This is a genomic window from Streptococcus sp. 79, from assembly GCF_013277425.1.
Lineage (GTDB): Bacteria > Bacillota > Bacilli > Lactobacillales > Streptococcaceae > Streptococcus > Streptococcus pseudopneumoniae.
In genome coordinates this window covers 1-15,884 of sequence record NZ_VMMW01000082.1, presented here as the reverse complement: position 1 = coordinate 15,884, position 15,884 = coordinate 1, and the positions used below count along the sequence as shown (strand labels likewise).

Genomic DNA, 15,884 nt, shown 5'->3' with positions numbered 1-15,884 from the left:
AATGCTTTTTTATTTTAGTTTAGTATTAATCGATTGTTCTACTTTTTGCCTCCAAAACCTTGGAAAAGGCTTTCTTTTGTGATATAATTCACATATAAATACAAGAGAGCTCGTCACACTCGACTCTGTTGACATAAAATCAATCCAGTCCCGTTGTCCCTGTTCTCGGTCAATATAAAGGAGGATAGCTATGAAAGCTGTTGTTGTAAATCCAGAAAGCACTGGTGTTGCTGTTGAAGAAAAAGTGCTCCGTCCACTTGAAACTGGGGAAGCACTTGTAGAAATTGAATACTGTGGTGTTTGCCACACTGACCTCCACGTTGCCCATGGTGACTTTGGTCAAGTACCAGGACGTGTTCTTGGCCACGAAGGTGTTGGTATCGTTAAAGAAATTGCCCCAGATGTGAAAAGCCTTAAAGTCGGTGACCGCGTCAGCGTTGCTTGGTTCTTTGAAGGATGTGGCACTTGCGAATACTGTACAACTGGTCGCGAAACCCTTTGCCGTACAGTGAAAAATGCTGGCTACTCAGTAGATGGTGGTATGGCTGAACAATGTATCGTAACTGCAGACTATGCTGTTAAAGTTCCTGACGGACTTGATCCAGCCCAAGCTTCTTCTATCACATGTGCTGGCGTAACAACCTATAAAGCTATTAAAGAAGCAAAAGTTGAACCAGGCCAATGGGTTGTCCTTTATGGTGCTGGTGGGCTTGGAAACCTCGCAGTTCAATATGCTAAAAAAGTATTTAATGCTCATGTCATCGCAGTTGATATCAACAATGACAAACTTACCCTTGCAAAAGAAGTAGGTGCTGACATTGTTATTAACGGCCTAGAAGTTGATGATGTACCTGGACTCATCAAGGAAAAAACTGATGGCGGAGCTCATTCAGCTGTCGTAACTGCTGTATCTAAAGTTGCCTTCAACCAGGCTGTTGACTCCGTTCGTGCCGGTGGTCGCGTGGTTGCTGTTGGTCTTCCTTCTGAAATGATGGAACTCAGCATTGTGAAAACAGTCCTAGATGGAATCCAAGTCATCGGTTCTCTTGTAGGAACTCGTAAAGACTTGGAAGAAGCCTTCCAATTCGGTGCAGAAGGTTTGGTAGTCCCAGTTGTCCAAAAACGTCCAGTAGAAGATGCGGTAGCCGTTTTCGACGAAATGGAAAAAGGTCAAATCCAAGGACGTATGGTACTCGACTTCACCCACTAATCTAATAGAAACCTATTTTAAAAGTTGGAAGCGTCTTCCAACTTTTTTATATTAAATTTTTAAATGTGGATTCAAAATTACTCCTCAAAAACTCAATATATCAACATCTGCAAATAAAAGCTTTTTAATTTTTTATGATAAATAGTTGCTTTTTAGATGAAAACGGTTTATACTTAAAAAGTCTTAAAGTTTTCTTAAACGAAAACTAAAACAAAAAAGGAGGAATGACAATAATGAGTATCGGAATCATTATTGCGAGCCACGGCGAATTTGCTGCGGGTATTCATCAGTCAGGATCTATGATCTTTGGTGAACAAGAAAAGGTTCAAGTTGTAACCTTTATGCCAAATGAAGGCCCTGATGATCTATACGCTAAGTTTAATAACGCTGTTGCTGCATTTGACGCAGAAGATGAGGTTCTAGTTTTGGCTGACCTTTGGAGTGGATCTCCATTTAACCAAGCTAGCCGCGTGATGGGAGAAAATCCTGAGCGTAAGTTTGCCATCATCACAGGACTGAACTTACCGATGTTGATTCAAGCCTATACAGAGCGCCTCATGGACGCTGCTGCAGGTGTAGAAAAAGTCGCTGCTAATATCATTAAAGAAGCCAAAGATGGCATCAAAGCTCTTCCAGAAGAGCTAAACCCAGTTGAGGAAGTAGCAAGCGCTGCAGCTACTCCAGTTGCCCAAGCTGCTATCCCAGAAGGAACTGTCATCGGAGACGGTAAATTGAAAATCAATCTTGCCCGTCTTGACACACGTCTACTTCACGGCCAGGTTGCAACTGCTTGGACTCCAGATTCAAAAGCAAATCGTATCATCGTTGCTTCAGATAACGTAGCTAAAGACGACCTTCGTAAAGAATTGATTAAACAAGCAGCTCCAGGTAATGTCAAGGCTAACGTGGTTCCAATTCAAAAACTGATTGAGGTTTCAAAAGACCCACGTTTTGGAGAAACACATGCCCTTATCTTGTTTGAAACACCTCAAGATGCCCTTCGTGCCATCGAAGGCGGCGTGCCAATCAAGACTCTTAACGTTGGTTCTATGGCTCACTCAACAGGTAAAACATTGGTCAATACTGTTTTGTCTATGGACAAAGAAGACGTTGCTACATTTGAAAAAATGCGTGACTTGGGTGTTGAATTTGATGTCCGTAAAGTACCAAATGATTCTAAAAAAGATTTGTTTGACTTGATTAACAAAGCCAATGTCAAATAAGCCATTATTTATGAAAGGATTTTAAACATGTCTATTATTTCTATGGTTTTAGTAGTCGTTGTAGCCTTCCTTGCAGGTCTTGAAGGTGTCCTCGACCAATTCCAATTTCACCAACCACTTGTAGCCTGTACCCTTATTGGGCTTGTAACAGGTCACTTGGAAGCAGGGATTATCCTCGGTGGATCGCTTCAAATGATTGCCCTTGGTTGGTCAAATATCGGTGCTGCTATCGCTCCTGATGCTGCACTTGCTTCTGTCGCTGCTGCCATTATCATGGTTCTTGGTGGTGACTTTACCAAGACAGGTATCGGTGTTGCCCAAGCGGTTGCTATCCCTCTTGCCGTTGCTGGTCTATTCTTAACTATGATTGTTCGTACAATCTCAGTTGGTTTGGTTCATACTGCAGATGCTGCTGCTAAAAAAGGTGACTTCGGCGCTGTGGAGCGTGCGCATTTTATTGCGCTACTTTTCCAAGGACTTCGTATTGCGCTTCCTGCAGCTCTTCTCCTTATGGTACCAACTGAAACTGTACAAAGTATCCTTAGTGCTATGCCAGACTGGCTCAAAGATGGTATGGCTATCGGTGGTGGTATGGTCGTTGCCGTTGGTTACGCCATGGTTATCAACATGATGGCAACTCGTGAAGTATGGCCATTCTTCGCTCTTGGTTTCGTTCTTGCTGCCGTATCAGACATTACTCTAATCGGATTCGGTGCTATCGGTGTTGCTATCGCGCTTATCTACCTTCACCTTTCTAAAACTGGTGGAAATGGTGGCGGAGGAGCTGCAACTTCTAACGACCCAATCGGCGATATCCTAGAAGACTACTAAGATAAGAAAGGACTGAAAACATCATGACTGAAAAACTTCAATTAACTAAATCAGATCGTAAAAAAGTTTGGTGGCGTTCAACCTTCTTACAAGGGTCTTGGAACTTTGAACGGATGCAAAACTTAGGCTGGGCTTATACACTCATTCCAGCTATCAAAAAACTCTATACTAAAAAAGAAGATCAAATCGCTGCTCTTGAGCGTCACCTTGAGTTCTTCAACACTCATCCATACGTAGCTGCTCCAATCATGGGGGTTACTCTTGCGCTTGAAGAAGAACGTGCTAACGGTGTGGAAATCGATGACGCTGCTATCCAAGGGGTTAAAATCGGTATGATGGGACCTCTTGCTGGTATCGGTGACCCAGTATTCTGGTTTACAGTACGTCCAATCCTTGGATCTCTCGGTGCTTCACTTGCCCTTACTGGCAATATCTTAGGCCCACTCCTCTTCTTTGTCGCATGGAACTTGATTCGTATGTCATTCTTGTGGTATGTTCAAGAGGTTGGATACAAGGCTGGATCAGAAATCACTAAAGATATGTCTGGCGGTATCCTTCAAGACATCACTAAAGGTGCTTCTATCCTTGGGATGTTCATTCTTGCTGTCCTTGTTCAACGCTGGGTAAATATTAAATTTGCTTTCGATGTTTCCAAAGTTCAACTAGATGAAAAGGCTTATATCCATTGGGATAAATTGCCAGAAGGGTCTAAAGGTATCCAAGAAGCATTCGCACAAGTAGGACAAGGATTGTCTCAAACACCTGAAAAAGTTACTACTTTCCAACAAAACTTGGATATGTTGATTCCTGGACTATCAGGACTACTCCTTACTTTACTTTGCATGTACTTGCTTAAGAAAAAAGTATCTCCAATCACTATTATCCTTGCCCTCTTCGCAGTGGGTATTGTGGCACATGTTCTTCACATCATGTAATCAAGCAACTTAAAAGGAACCAGGTTCTAAAATCTGATTCCTTTTTTCTATACTTTTATTCGGCCAAGGCTCCCATTGGATCCCATGGTGCAAGCACAATTGGTTCTGCTTCGTAAGCAGCTTGTTCTTCTGCTGTCAGCAATTCTTTGCGAACAACGATTTGGTAAGTGTATTCGTTCATCCAAGCGTCTGAGGCAACAAAGTAACCATCTGTACCTACCTTATCTCCCCAAGAGTTTTCAACCTTCCACTTGGTTGACTTACCATTTTCATCCAAGTCAACACCTGTCAAGACCATAGCGTGGGTCATTAAGCTTTCGCTGTAGTCCAAACGTCCAGCCTTGTCTTGAGTGAGTTTAATGTCCATGCTTGATTCAAAGTCATAAACATCTGTCGCAAGAATTCCAGCTTTGCGGTTGCTGAGCTGACCGACATCTGAACCAAACCAAACAGTCTCACCTGCTTGCATTTGAGCAATTGCCAACTCTTTCAAGCGCTCCATAGGAACGTTGATGTAGCGAACCGCACGGCTACCAACCACATTTCCTAACATCTCAACTGTATAAGATTTGCCGTAAGGCTTGTCAGCAGTTGGAGCATTGATAACAGAAACGTAGTCTTCTAGCGGAAGATTGACATATTTCTTGTAAAATTCTTGTGGAGTAATGCTCTTTTCACTTTGGTAGTTGTTATCCTTATCACGATAGGCAAAGTCAAATGTACGTGGTGGAAGGCCTAGTGACATGGCAAGGAAGTTAAAGATTTCTTGCAAGAGGTCTTCTTTTTTAGCTTGAACAGTCGCTTGGTCTGCGCCAGAAGCAAGCAAGTCACGCAAAATTTGAGCATCTTGACGAAGCAATTTGTTGAGAATGGCATTTAGCTCACGACTGCTACTAGATGAAACTGACTCAGGGTAAACTGACTTAGGCACGACACCATATTTTTCAAAGAGAGATACCACCATATCCCATTGACCACCATCTTGTTGAGGTGTTTGAAGTAGGAATTTAACCTTACGGCTCGTCAAGTCTTGGTCTGCAGTCGCAATGACTTGCTCCAAGAACCAGTTTGATTTCTCATACTTGTCCCAGAAGAAGGTGTGGGCCTGTGATAACTCAAAATTTTCTAGTTTGTATTGTGAGATGAGCTTGTGGCGGAAGGTGTTGAGAGCCGCAAACATCCAGCAACGACCAGATGCTTTCTGGTTAGTAACCTTGTCCTTGGTCAAATCCAATGAGAAAACAGGTGTGTTGTCTACATGGCTTTGGCGACGTTCTAGAGCTGCAAAAATTCCGTTGTGGCTGGCAGCATTTTCAATCGCTTGGTATTTTACATTTGCTTCATAATTGGCAAATAGTTTATCAGTAAATGATTCTTGAATTGCGTTCATAGATTCCTCCTTTTATTCTACAGTCTATTATAACTCTTTTCACAAAGGAAGCAACTGAAAAACATAAAAGGAGAGGATATTCTCCCTCACCTTTTTAGAATATAAATCAAATTAAGCAATACTAGCAAGGAGAATTTCTAATTCTTCCTTGGTCAAGCGACGCCATTCCCCTCGTTCTAGGTTCTCATCTAATACTAGCGTTCCCATAGTCAAACGTTGCAAGTCTACTACTTCCTTGCCACAGTAGGCCACCATACGCTTGACCTGATGAAACTTCCCTTCTGCAATGGTCACACGGATTTGGCTCTGATTCTTTTCTGCATCTGTGGAAAGAATCTCCAGTCTAGCGGGCTGACAGGTAAAGTCTTTGAGCGGAATGCCCTTGGCAAATGTCTCCACATCTTCTTGGGTCATAATTCCCTTGACCTGAGCCAGATAGGTCTTGTCCACATGACGCTTAGGTGAAAGAAGAGCATGAGCCAGCTGACCATCATTGGTCAAGAGCAAAAGACCATGCGTGTCAATATCCAAGCGCCCTACTGGGAAAACTTCCTTGCTCCGAGCAATATCATCCAGCAAATCCAACACCGTTCTGTGCTTAGGATCCTCAGTCGCTGAAATAACTCCTTGGGGCTTGTTCATCATGTAGTAGACAAATTCTTCATACTCCAGCACCTGCTCGTCAAAGCGAATCTCATCTCTTTCTTCATCAATCTGCAATTTAGCTGACTTTTCTTTTTTACCATTTACCGTCACGCGCCCAGCCTTGAGCAAGTTTTTGACCTCAGTCCGACTTCCCACAGCGCAGGCAACTAAAAATTTATCTAATCTCATAGAACTATTATATCATACTCAAAAGGAGGCTGGTACAATGACCAACCTCCTTTTCGTTTCATACTCTTCAAAAATCTCTTCAAACCGCGTCAAGGTCGCCTTGCCGTAGATATATGTTACTGACTTCGTCAGTTCTATCTGCAACCTCAAAACAGTGTTTTGAGCAACCTGCGGCTAGTTTCCTAGTTTGCTCTTTGATTTTCATTGAGTATCAGATTTAAGAAATTAACTTCCTCGTCTCCAGAAAATCGCTAAGACAATCATGGAACCTAGTACTGCCGGAATGATGGCAGTTCCTGCTATTATCGGTCCCCAAGTCCCAAAAAGCAAATGCCCTATAAAGGCACCAATCCAACCGAGAAACATTTTCCCAAAGCAACCCATTCGCTCTCCACGATTGGTTAGAGTACCTGCTAAAAATCCCACTAGGAGACCAACGAACATACTTCCTAACATATTATCTCCTTAATTTGCCCAATTCCCATTACGGAAAAGAGGTACTCGCGTTCCATCCTCACGAATACCATCGATATCCATTTGGTTAGAACCAATCATAAAGTCTACGTGAACATCTGAACGGTTAAGCCCTGCAGCTTCAAGCTCCTCTTCGCTCATCTCCGCTCCATCAACAACGCTAGTCGCATAGGCTGCACCGATAGCCAAGTGGTTTGACGCATTTTCATCGAAAAGGGTGTTAAAGAAGGTAATGCCTGACTGAGAAATTAGACTTGGATCTGGTACCAAGGCACATTCACCCAAGGCACGCGCACCCGCATTTTCAAAGACAAGGTCTTTCATAACCTGATCACCCTTCTCAGCAGTGATATCTACGATTTGTCCATCCTTAAAGGTCACCTTAATGCCTTCGATGATATTTCCGTTATAACTAAGCGGTTTTGTAGAAGTGACATAACCATCTGCACGACGGAAGTCAGGCGCTGTGAAGATCTCTTCTGTCGGCATATTTGGCAAGAATTCTTCGCCCTGTGCATTGACAGCACCAGCTGATTCCCAAACGTGGTTCTTTGGCAATCCAAGGGTCAAATCTGTCCCTGGCGCTGTGTAGTGAAGGGCTGAAAATTGCTCTTTATTAAGCATATCAGCCTTGCTCTTGAGGATAGCTGCATGCTCTTCCCAAGCCTTAACAGGATCTGCTTCGTAGACACGGCAAGTTTTGAAAATTTGGTCCCAAAGGAGATCGACTGCTTCTTCATCGCTCGCAGCATTTGGAAAGACTTTCTTAGCCCACTCAAGTCCAGCAGCGGCTGCTACAGTCCAGCTAACCTTGTTAGATTGAGTTGCGATACGCATAGGCTTCATGGCAAGTCCCATAGCTTTAGCAGAAGCTGAAAGCTTGTCAGCGTCCACTCCGTTCAAGGCACCTGGATCAGATGAACGAACTCCAAGACGGCTAGCCTTGTTCTCCAAAAGATAGTTCATCTCAGCAATCTTGTATTCTGGCACATTGTCCAAACGCTCCATTGGCGCATAGAGGAATTTCTCACGGTTAATGACATCATCTGTCCACTGAACGATAACCTCATGTGCACCCAAAGCATAAGCTTCTTTGACGATTAAGTGAGCCAACTCACGTTGCTCCACATCGATAGAGAGAGCCAAAGTGTGACCAGGTTGCACGTTAATTCCGTTCGCAACCAATAATTTCGCATATTTTTCTAGATTTTCTTTAAAATTTGGTAAAACCATGTAATTTTCTCTTTTCTATTTTTATTTTTCTTTCAAAGCAGAAAAGATTCCTGCTAAAGCAATAGCACCTGACAAGAGTGCTGTCGATAGAAGAATTGTACGATCAGCAAGCTCTAATTGATATTCAAAGACCTTCTCAGCCGGCTTATCTTCCGCAAAAATTCTTAGTTTTATGAAATGTCCTTTCTTATTCTTCATGCTCTCCTAGGTAGAGGCGTCGTGCCTCTGGACTATTTGTGAGGATATCTATATAGGTTTCATAGTCATCAGGCAGAGGCTTTCCTAAAGAGATATCTTGTTCTGGATTTATATTTTTCCCATAAAGAAAGCAAAGATAGAGACGTTCGTTGAGTGTTGGAAATACTTCAATAGACATAAGTTCAGCCTGACCTACCCGATCCCAATCCTGTTCTTTGATATCTGATATGATATAGGTTTGGAAGAGTCCCATAAGTGGATTATCTTCTGGTAGTCCACTGTCTTTATCCGCCAGGACCAAAGAACAACGTCTACCAAAACCAGCAAGTTGGCGCTCCCTTCCCTTTACCGAAACAGTAATAGGATGCCCTCCAATATGGCTATAAATCCATTCTTTAGGCAGTTCATAATTTAACAGGGGGGGTAACTTCTTTGACAATCGCTACAGGACTATAGCGTAGAAACTGGCGAGTAACAGCCTTACAAAAGAGGATATCCTCCTCTTTCAAGGTCACTCCCTTCCAATTATTTTCCTCGTTAAAATGGTTGAAAAATACCAGATAGGAATCACGCACCATTTGTGCTAATACGTAAACGCCATTTCGCAAACTTATGGAAATAACTTTCCCTGGTTTCCAGGGTGTTGCTCTTTTTTTCTTTTCCATCATGATACAACCTCAAACCTACACAAGACATTTCAAACTATTAAAACAACTCATCAAACAAACTCAACTGATTATCCTCTGGCATATTTCCAAGAATCCCCATCTCATCCATCTTTTCAACCAAGGTTGATGAGAGTCCGCCACGTTTGCGTAGTTCTGTTTTAGAGAGGAATTCTCCCTCTTCACGCGCTCGCACTAACTGCTTGGCAACGTTCTCTCCCAGACCATCCATTGCTACAAATGGTGGGATGAGGGTATCCCCATCGATAAGGAACTCTGTCGCCTGACTACGGTAGAGATCGAGTTTTCCAAACTTGAAACCTCGTTCCCACATCTCATTGACAATCTCAAGAGTTGTATAAAGATCGATTTCCACATTAGAGGCTTCATTGTTCTTCCGTTTTTCAGAGATTTCTTCCATTCTGCGCTTAATGGCATCCAAGCCCGCACCCATGGTCTTGATATCAAAAGCCTTAGCACGAATGGAGAAGTAAGCACAGTAGTAATAAATGGGATGGTGAACCTTGAAGTAGGCCACACGCAAGGCCATCATAACGTAGGCTGCCGCATGGGCTTTAGGGAACATGTACTTGATTTTCCCACAGGATTCGATATACCACTCTGGCACCTTATTAGCCTTCATAGATTCGATATAGCCATTTCGCTCCTCTTCTGAAATCTTGAGCCACAAACCCTTACGTACCCGTTCCATAATGGTAAAAGCCATCTTAGGTTCGAGACCAGCATGCATGAGGTAAACCATGATATCGTCCCGACAACCGATAACAGTCGATAGGTCCGCTATTCCTTGCTTGATCAAATCTTGGGCATTCCCCAGCCAAACGTCGGTACCGTGAGACAGACCAGACAACTGCAGCAACTCCGCAAAAGTCGTCGGATGCGTCTCGTCTACCATCCCTCGGACAAAGTTAGTTCCAAACTCTGGAATCCCCAACATGCCCGTAGGCGTTCCGATTTGCTCAGGTGTTACCCCTAACACATCAGTCCCAGAAAAGAGGGCCATCACACCTTCATCATCCATAGGAATTTCATTAGGATCAATCCCTGACAAATCCTGGAGTTTTCGAATCATGGTCGGATCATCATGTCCCAGTACATCGAGTTTGAGGACGTTCTCGTCGATATCATGGAAGTTAAAGTGAGTGGTCTGCCATTCAGCCGTCACGTCATCCGCTGGATACTGAACAGGCGTGAAATCATAGACATCCATGTAGTTCGGAATAACAACGATTCCCCCCGGGTGTTGGCCTGTCGTCCGCTTGACACCAGCTGCACCTTGAGCGAGGCGTTCTACCTCTGCATCACGATAAAACTTACCATAATCTCGCTCGTAACCCTTGACAAATCCATAGGCAGTCTTGGCAGCCACCGTACCAACCGTTCCTGCACGGAAGGCATATTCCTCACCAAAGATATCACGCACATCCAAGTGGGCGCTAGGCTGATCTTCTCCCGAGAAGTTCAAGTCAATATCGGGAACCTTGTCTCCATCAAAACCAAGGAAGGTTTCAAACGGAATATCCTGGCCATTTTTGCTGAGTTTGTGACCGCAGTTTGGACAATCCTTATTGGGCATATCAAAACCTGAACCGTACGAACCATCGGTGATAAACTCACTATACTGACACTGACCACAGACATAGTGAGGAGAGAGAGGATTAACCTCCGTAATCCCAATCATAGTCGCAACGAAACTGGAACCAACAGATCCACGGGAACCAACCAAGTAACCCCGTTCATTAGAACGTTGCACCAGCATCTGCGAGGCTAGATAAATCACAGCAAATCCATTCCCCAGAATGGATGTTAATTCTTTTTCAATCCGCAAATCAACAATATCTGGCAGCGGATTTCCATAAATCTCAAAAGCTTTCTTATAGGTCAACTCAGCAACTGTTTCTTCAGCCTTGTCGATGAAAGGCGTGTACAAGTCACCCTTAACAACCTCAACGGGTTCAAAGATTTCTGCCAAGGCATTGGTGTTTTCAATAACCAATTTCCGAGCTAATTCCTCTCCCAAGAAGGCAAATTCATCCAACATTTCATTGGTCGTTCTAAAATGAGCCTTGGGAAGTGGTGCTGGTTGGGCATGTTCCCCATGACCAATAGTCCGGTTAATCATAGCCCCCTGCCCCAAACTACGGACGATAATTTCACGGTAAATCTCTTCTTCTGGTTCGATATAGTGGACATTCCCCGTAGCCAAAACGGGCTTGCCAAGACGGTCTCCCACTTCTATCAAACTTTTGATAATGGTCTGTAGTTCTTCCATATCCTTGATCTGCTCCTTGGCAATCAAGGGAGCATAGATAGCTGGTGGCATGACCTCGATAAAGTCATAATACTTGGCCACCTCAACCGCCGCATCCACACCTTGGGAAACGACTGCATCAAAAACTTCACCTTCGGAGCAAGCTGAACCTAAAATCAAACCTTCCCGATGGGCATCTAAAACCGTTCTCGGAATCCGTGGCACTCCTTCAAAGTACTTAGTATTGGACAAAGAAACTAGCTTAAAGATATTTTTTAGACCTACCTGATTCTTGACATAAATAGTCGCATGCTTGATCCGAGCTTTTTTATAAGAATCTGGACTAATCAAATCAATGTTGAGTCTAGCTAGATCGGTCACACCATGTTTTTCTGCTACCTCTTTGATAAATATAAAGAGCAGACGACCAGTAGCTTCCGCATCGTAATTGGCCATGTGGTGATGTTCCAAGGCCACACCAAAACGCTTGGTCAAAGGCCCCAAACCATGACGTTTATACTCAGGATAGAGATTTCTAGCAAACTCAAGTGTATCAATAACCGGCTGACTAATCCTTGGAAGACCATGACGCTCATAGTTGGCATTCATAAATCCAACGTCAAAGGTCGCATTGTGGGCAACTAGGACCGTATCCTTGCAGAATTCTTGGAATTCTTGCAAAACTTGTTCTAGTGGTTTGGCATTTTTGACATGGTCATCTGTAATTCCAGTCAACTCAGTAGTAAAAGCTGACAAAGGATGCCCAGGATTGATAAATTCATCAAATTCAGCAATGACATTCCCCTTGTACATCTTAGAGGCCGCAACCTGAATCAAATCATTATAGATAGCTGAAAGTCCCGTCGTTTCCACGTCAAAGACCACATAGGTCGCTTCTGACAAGTCCATCCCCACTTCGTTATAGACGATAGGGACACGGTCCTCCACGATATTGGCTTCCATTCCATAGATTAGCTGGATTCCCGCTTTCTTAGCCGCCTTATAGCCGTGTGGGAAAGACTGAACATTTCCATGGTCCGTGATGGCAACCGCCTTGTGTCCCCACTTAGCAGCTGTCGCAACGATTTCTTCAACCTCTGGTAGAGCATCCATGGTCGACATGTTAGTATGAGCATGAAACTCAACCCGACGCTCACCTTCTGGCATCAAATCCTTCCGCTCATAGTGAACAACTTCCTGCACATCCTGCACGTTCATAGTCAAATCGCGTGTGAAGTTATTCATCTCCACATTCCCACGAACTCGGAGCCAAGAATTTTTCTTAATTAAATCAAACTTCTGAGCTTCTTCCTCGTTCTTAACCCACTTTTGCATAGAAAAACTTGAAGTGTAGTCTGTCATTTTAAAGTTGATCAAAACACGCCCTGTTCTGGTCACTTTTTGCTCCACATCAAAAACAACCCCTTCAAAGACCAGACGATTTTCCTCCGTCGTCACTTCGATCATAGGAGTAATCTCCGCCTTGTCCAGCTTAGGTTTAGCTACAGCTTTTTTGGCTTGAAAATCAAAGGCTGGTTTCTCTTCTGCTGGAGGTGGTGCCATCAGTTCTAGTTGTTCCATAGCACGGAGCGCTTCCTCATTGGCAGCTTGAACAATCTGCTTATTTTCAGCATGAAAGGCCTCTTCCTGCTCTTGGGTCAGGACATCATTCTTCTCGACTTGACAATTAAAAGTTGGAAAACCAAACTTTTCAAGTTGTTTCGCTAAATTAGGAAGATGATTTTTCTTAAAGTGTTCCTTATCAATCGCCTCTGAACCTTCAATAAATAGTTGATTGCCTTCAGCACGAACTTGTAAATTTTGATAAAGGGACTTAAAACCTTGACTAGCACATGGCCCTTCAGAAAAAGCTTCTCTATAATAGGCCTGCAAGAGCTGATTTGAAAATTCTTGAGACCGAGCCTTGATTTCGAAAACAGCTTTATTGCCTGTCTTAAAAAATTCTTCGCTCAAACCTTTCTTTAATTCTAAAAAGATTTCAATCGGTAAAATATTAGAAAATACGAAATGAAACTCCCATACCTTACTAACTTTATGAACCACAACTCGCTCAATATCGGCCTGTGATAAAGCAGGATCCTGTCTCATTTCAGCAGGCATCCCCAGTTGATTCATCAAAATTTCAAAACTGTTTGACATTCATTTTCCTCACATTATTCTCCTACTATTTTACCATATTTAGAGGTATTTTCTAAAGACAAAAGGAAGCCACTAAGTGACTTCCTTCTAGAGTGAGGACAGATTAGTCTTCACCTTTGTTTTTCTTAATAATTTCTTCTTGTACTGACTTAGGTACATCTTCGTAGTGGTCAAATACCATCATGAATGTACCACGTCCTTGAGATGCAGAACGAAGAACTGTTGCGTAACCGAACATTTCAGCAAGTGGAACGTAAGCACGAACGATTTGGCTGTTACCATGTGCCTCCATACCATCTACACGTCCACGACGAGCAGTTACGTGACCCATAACATCACCAAGGTTTTCTTCTGGAACAGTGATTGTTACAAGCATCATTGGTTCAAGGATAGCTGGTTGTGCTGATTTAGCAGCTTCTTTAAGGGCAAGTGAAGCCGCGATCTTGAAGGCAGTTTCAGATGAGTCGACATCGTGGTATGAACCATCGTAAAGCTTAGCTTTAACGTCAACCATTGGGTAACCTGCAAGAACACCGTTAGCCATAGATTCTACCAAACCTTTTTCAACCGCTGGGATAAATTCACGAGGAACCACACCACCGACAATTGCGTTTTCGAATTCGAATCCTTTACCTTCTTCGTTTGGAGTAAATTCAATCCATACATCACCGAATTGACCTTTACCACCAGACTGACGTTTGAAGAATCCACGTGCTTGAGTAGAAGCGCGGAATGTTTCACGGTAAGATACTTGAGGAGCACCTACGTTCGCTTCAACTTTGAACTCACGACGCATACGGTCAACAAGGACATCAAGGTGAAGCTCACCCATACCAGAGATAACTGTTTCACCAGTTTCAACGTTTGTTTCAACGCGGAATGTTGGATCTTCTTCAGCCAATTTTTGAAGGGCGATACCCATCTTGTCTTGGTCTGCTTTAGATTTTGGCTCAACCATCAATTGGATAACTGGTTCTGGAACGTTGATTGACTCAAGGATGATTTTAGCTTTTTCATCTGTCAATGAGTCACCAGTAGTAGTATCTTTCAAACCAACGGCAGCAGCGATATCACCTGAATAAACAGTGTCGATTTCTTGACGGCTGTTTGCGTGCATTTGAAGGATACGTCCGATACGTTCACGTTTACCTTTAGAAGTGTTCAATACGTATGAACCTGATTGAAGCACACCTGAGTACACACGGAAGAATGTCAAACGACCTACGAATGGGTCAGTCATGATCTTGAAGGCAAGAGCTGCAAATGGCTCTTCATCAGATGCTGGACGAGTTTCTTCAGCGTCTGTATCTGGGTTAATACCTTTGATTGCTGGGATGTCAAGTGGGCTTGGAAGGTAGTCAATAACCGCATCAAGCATCAATTGAACACCTTTGTTCTTGAAGGCTGAACCACACAATACTGGGAAGAATTCAACGTTGATAGTCGCTTTACGGATACCAGCTTTCAATTCTTCGTTAGTGATTTCTTCACCTTCAAGGTATTTCATCATCAAATCTTCATCAGTTTCAGCAACTGCTTCAATCAATTTTTCACGGTATTCTTGAGCTTGGTCAAGGTATTCAGCTGGGATGTCTTCTTCAAGGATATCTGTTCCAAGGTCGTTCGTATAGATTTCAGCTTTCATCTTGATCAAGTCGATGATACCACGGAAGTCATCTTCAGAACCGATTGGCAATTGGATTGGGTGGGCATTTGCTTGAAGACGATCGTGAAGTGTGCTTACAGAGTAAAGGAAGTCAGCACCGATTTTGTCCATTTTATTGGCAAATACGATACGTGGAACTCCATACTCAGTTGCTTGACGCCAAACTGTTTCAGTTTGAGGCTCAACACCTGATTGTGAGTCAAGAACGGTAACCGCACCATCCAATACACGAAGAGAACGTTGTACTTCGATTGTGAAGTCCACGTGTCCTGGTGTGTCGATGATGTTTACGCGGTGGTTGTTCCATTGAGCTGTTGTTGCAGCAGATGTGATAGTGATACCACGTTCTTGCTCTTGCTCCATCCAGTCCATTTGTGACGCACCTTCGTGAGTTTCACCGATTTTGTGGATTTTACCAGTGTAGTAAAGAATACGCTCAGTAGTTGTTGTTTTACCGGCATCGACGTGAGCCATGATACCGATATTACGAGTTTTTTCAAGTGAAAATTCGCGTGCCATGAGGTTTGTTTCTCCTATTTATTTTTGATTTCTATTCTATTATAACACGATTTTAATAAAAACGGATAGGCAGGACCTACCCGTTCTCAATGTTTTCATGCTATTGTTGGTTTCAACTTACGAGATGGTAAGTTGAGTTATAGCTAATACTAATCGATTTAGCTAATTTGAACTCGGGCTAAAGTTAGTTAGCCGATTTGAGCTGGAACGGGATGCTGTGTGAAAAAGATAAACTTCCTTGTATTCGTCGAATACTGCGTCAGTTTCCTATTTT

The 15,884-nt window shown here is 43.1% G+C and carries 14 protein-coding genes; 4 read left to right on the top strand and 10 right to left on the bottom strand.

Annotation, left to right across the window (positions count from 1 at the left end; genetic code table 11):
• The first annotated feature begins 190 nt into the window (after nucleotides 1-190).
• The 4 genes from adhP to HT729_RS09620 all read left to right on the top strand — a co-directional run bounded on the left by adhP (nucleotide 191) and on the right by HT729_RS09620 (nucleotide 4,199).
• The gene (gene adhP / locus HT729_RS09635; RefSeq protein ID WP_172931970.1) at nucleotides 191-1,210 is read left to right on the top strand and encodes an alcohol dehydrogenase AdhP; all 1,020 of its coding nucleotides are present in this window, start codon (nucleotides 191-193) and stop codon (nucleotides 1,208-1,210) included.
• Nucleotides 1,211-1,443: 233 nt separating this feature from the next.
• Entirely contained in the window at nucleotides 1,444-2,433 is a 990-nt protein-coding gene (locus HT729_RS09630) for a PTS sugar transporter subunit IIB (RefSeq protein WP_172931969.1), read from the top strand.
• A 27-nt stretch (nucleotides 2,434-2,460) separates the two neighbouring features.
• Nucleotides 2,461-3,264: a PTS mannose/fructose/sorbose transporter subunit IIC gene (locus HT729_RS09625; RefSeq protein WP_050222833.1), complete on the top strand. Its 804-nt coding sequence runs from the start codon at nucleotides 2,461-2,463 to the stop codon at nucleotides 3,262-3,264.
• A gap of 23 nt (nucleotides 3,265-3,287) precedes the next feature.
• Complete coding sequence (locus HT729_RS09620) at nucleotides 3,288-4,199, top strand: PTS system mannose/fructose/sorbose family transporter subunit IID (protein ID WP_050222832.1); 912 nt, start codon at nucleotides 3,288-3,290, stop codon at nucleotides 4,197-4,199.
• A 55-nt stretch (nucleotides 4,200-4,254) separates the two neighbouring features.
• Here HT729_RS09620 and pepC read toward each other — a convergent pair whose 3' ends face one another.
• The 10 genes from pepC to fusA all read right to left on the bottom strand — a co-directional run bounded on the left by pepC (nucleotide 4,255) and on the right by fusA (nucleotide 15,610).
• On the bottom strand, nucleotides 4,255-5,589 hold the full coding sequence (gene pepC / locus HT729_RS09615) for an aminopeptidase C (protein ID WP_172931968.1): 1,335 nt from the start codon (nucleotides 5,587-5,589) through the stop codon (nucleotides 4,255-4,257).
• Nucleotides 5,590-5,700: 111 nt separating this feature from the next.
• Nucleotides 5,701-6,423 (bottom strand): pseudouridine synthase, encoded by a 723-nt coding sequence (locus HT729_RS09610; protein WP_164227028.1) that lies wholly within the window; start codon nucleotides 6,421-6,423, stop codon nucleotides 5,701-5,703.
• A gap of 79 nt (nucleotides 6,424-6,502) precedes the next feature.
• Complete coding sequence (locus HT729_RS12480; protein WP_275690635.1) at nucleotides 6,503-6,628, bottom strand: hypothetical protein; 126 nt, start codon at nucleotides 6,626-6,628, stop codon at nucleotides 6,503-6,505.
• A gap of 20 nt (nucleotides 6,629-6,648) precedes the next feature.
• The gene (locus tag HT729_RS09605) at nucleotides 6,649-6,879 is read right to left on the bottom strand and encodes a GlsB/YeaQ/YmgE family stress response membrane protein (RefSeq protein WP_000901572.1); all 231 of its coding nucleotides are present in this window, start codon (nucleotides 6,877-6,879) and stop codon (nucleotides 6,649-6,651) included.
• 9 nt (nucleotides 6,880-6,888) lie between these two features.
• On the bottom strand, nucleotides 6,889-8,130 hold the full coding sequence (locus tag HT729_RS09600) for an aminopeptidase (RefSeq protein ID WP_172931967.1): 1,242 nt from the start codon (nucleotides 8,128-8,130) through the stop codon (nucleotides 6,889-6,891).
• Nucleotides 8,131-8,151: 21 nt separating this feature from the next.
• Nucleotides 8,152-8,328, bottom strand: coding sequence for a hypothetical protein (locus HT729_RS09595; RefSeq protein ID WP_172931964.1), 177 nt, complete (start codon nucleotides 8,326-8,328; stop codon nucleotides 8,152-8,154).
• A complete protein-coding gene (locus HT729_RS09590) occupies nucleotides 8,318-8,767 on the bottom strand; it encodes a hypothetical protein (protein ID WP_240156667.1) in 450 nt (149 codons plus the stop codon). The genes HT729_RS09595 and HT729_RS09590 overlap by 11 nt, the downstream gene beginning before the upstream one ends.
• Nucleotides 8,733-8,996 carry a hypothetical protein gene (locus HT729_RS12195; RefSeq protein WP_240164439.1) on the bottom strand — a complete coding sequence of 88 codons (264 nt, stop codon included), beginning with the start codon at nucleotides 8,994-8,996 and terminating at the stop codon, nucleotides 8,733-8,735. The genes HT729_RS09590 and HT729_RS12195 overlap by 35 nt, the downstream gene beginning before the upstream one ends.
• A 37-nt stretch (nucleotides 8,997-9,033) precedes the next feature.
• The gene (locus tag HT729_RS09585) at nucleotides 9,034-13,425 is read right to left on the bottom strand and encodes a PolC-type DNA polymerase III (protein WP_172931966.1); all 4,392 of its coding nucleotides are present in this window, start codon (nucleotides 13,423-13,425) and stop codon (nucleotides 9,034-9,036) included.
• A gap of 103 nt (nucleotides 13,426-13,528) precedes the next feature.
• On the bottom strand, nucleotides 13,529-15,610 hold the full coding sequence (fusA, locus tag HT729_RS09580; RefSeq protein WP_172931965.1) for an elongation factor G: 2,082 nt from the start codon (nucleotides 15,608-15,610) through the stop codon (nucleotides 13,529-13,531).
• Nucleotides 15,611-15,884: the final 274 nt, after the last annotated feature.

What these genes read in the sequence shown, in the direction of transcription:
- fusA (WP_172931965.1), bottom strand. Translation starts at nt 15,610, where the DNA reads ATGGCACGCGAATTTTCACTTGAAAAAACTCGTAATATCGGTATCATG.
- pepC (WP_172931968.1), bottom strand. Translation starts at nt 5,589, where the DNA reads ATGAACGCAATTCAAGAATCATTTACTGATAAACTATTTGCCAATTAT.
- HT729_RS09605 (WP_000901572.1), bottom strand. Translation starts at nt 6,879, where the DNA reads ATGTTAGGAAGTATGTTCGTTGGTCTCCTAGTGGGATTTTTAGCAGGT.
- HT729_RS09600 (WP_172931967.1), bottom strand. Translation starts at nt 8,130, where the DNA reads ATGGTTTTACCAAATTTTAAAGAAAATCTAGAAAAATATGCGAAATTA.
- HT729_RS09595 (WP_172931964.1), bottom strand. Translation starts at nt 8,328, where the DNA reads ATGAAGAATAAGAAAGGACATTTCATAAAACTAAGAATTTTTGCGGAA.
- adhP (WP_172931970.1), top strand. Translation starts at nt 191, where the DNA reads ATGAAAGCTGTTGTTGTAAATCCAGAAAGCACTGGTGTTGCTGTTGAA.
- HT729_RS09620 (WP_050222832.1), top strand. Translation starts at nt 3,288, where the DNA reads ATGACTGAAAAACTTCAATTAACTAAATCAGATCGTAAAAAAGTTTGG.
- HT729_RS09610 (WP_164227028.1), bottom strand. Translation starts at nt 6,423, where the DNA reads ATGAGATTAGATAAATTTTTAGTTGCCTGCGCTGTGGGAAGTCGGACT.
- HT729_RS09585 (WP_172931966.1), bottom strand. Translation starts at nt 13,425, where the DNA reads ATGTCAAACAGTTTTGAAATTTTGATGAATCAACTGGGGATGCCTGCT.
- HT729_RS12480 (WP_275690635.1), bottom strand. Translation starts at nt 6,628, where the DNA reads ATGAAAATCAAAGAGCAAACTAGGAAACTAGCCGCAGGTTGCTCAAAA.
- HT729_RS09630 (WP_172931969.1), top strand. Translation starts at nt 1,444, where the DNA reads ATGAGTATCGGAATCATTATTGCGAGCCACGGCGAATTTGCTGCGGGT.
- HT729_RS09625 (WP_050222833.1), top strand. Translation starts at nt 2,461, where the DNA reads ATGTCTATTATTTCTATGGTTTTAGTAGTCGTTGTAGCCTTCCTTGCA.
- HT729_RS12195 (WP_240164439.1), bottom strand. Translation starts at nt 8,996, where the DNA reads ATGATGGAAAAGAAAAAAAGAGCAACACCCTGGAAACCAGGGAAAGTT.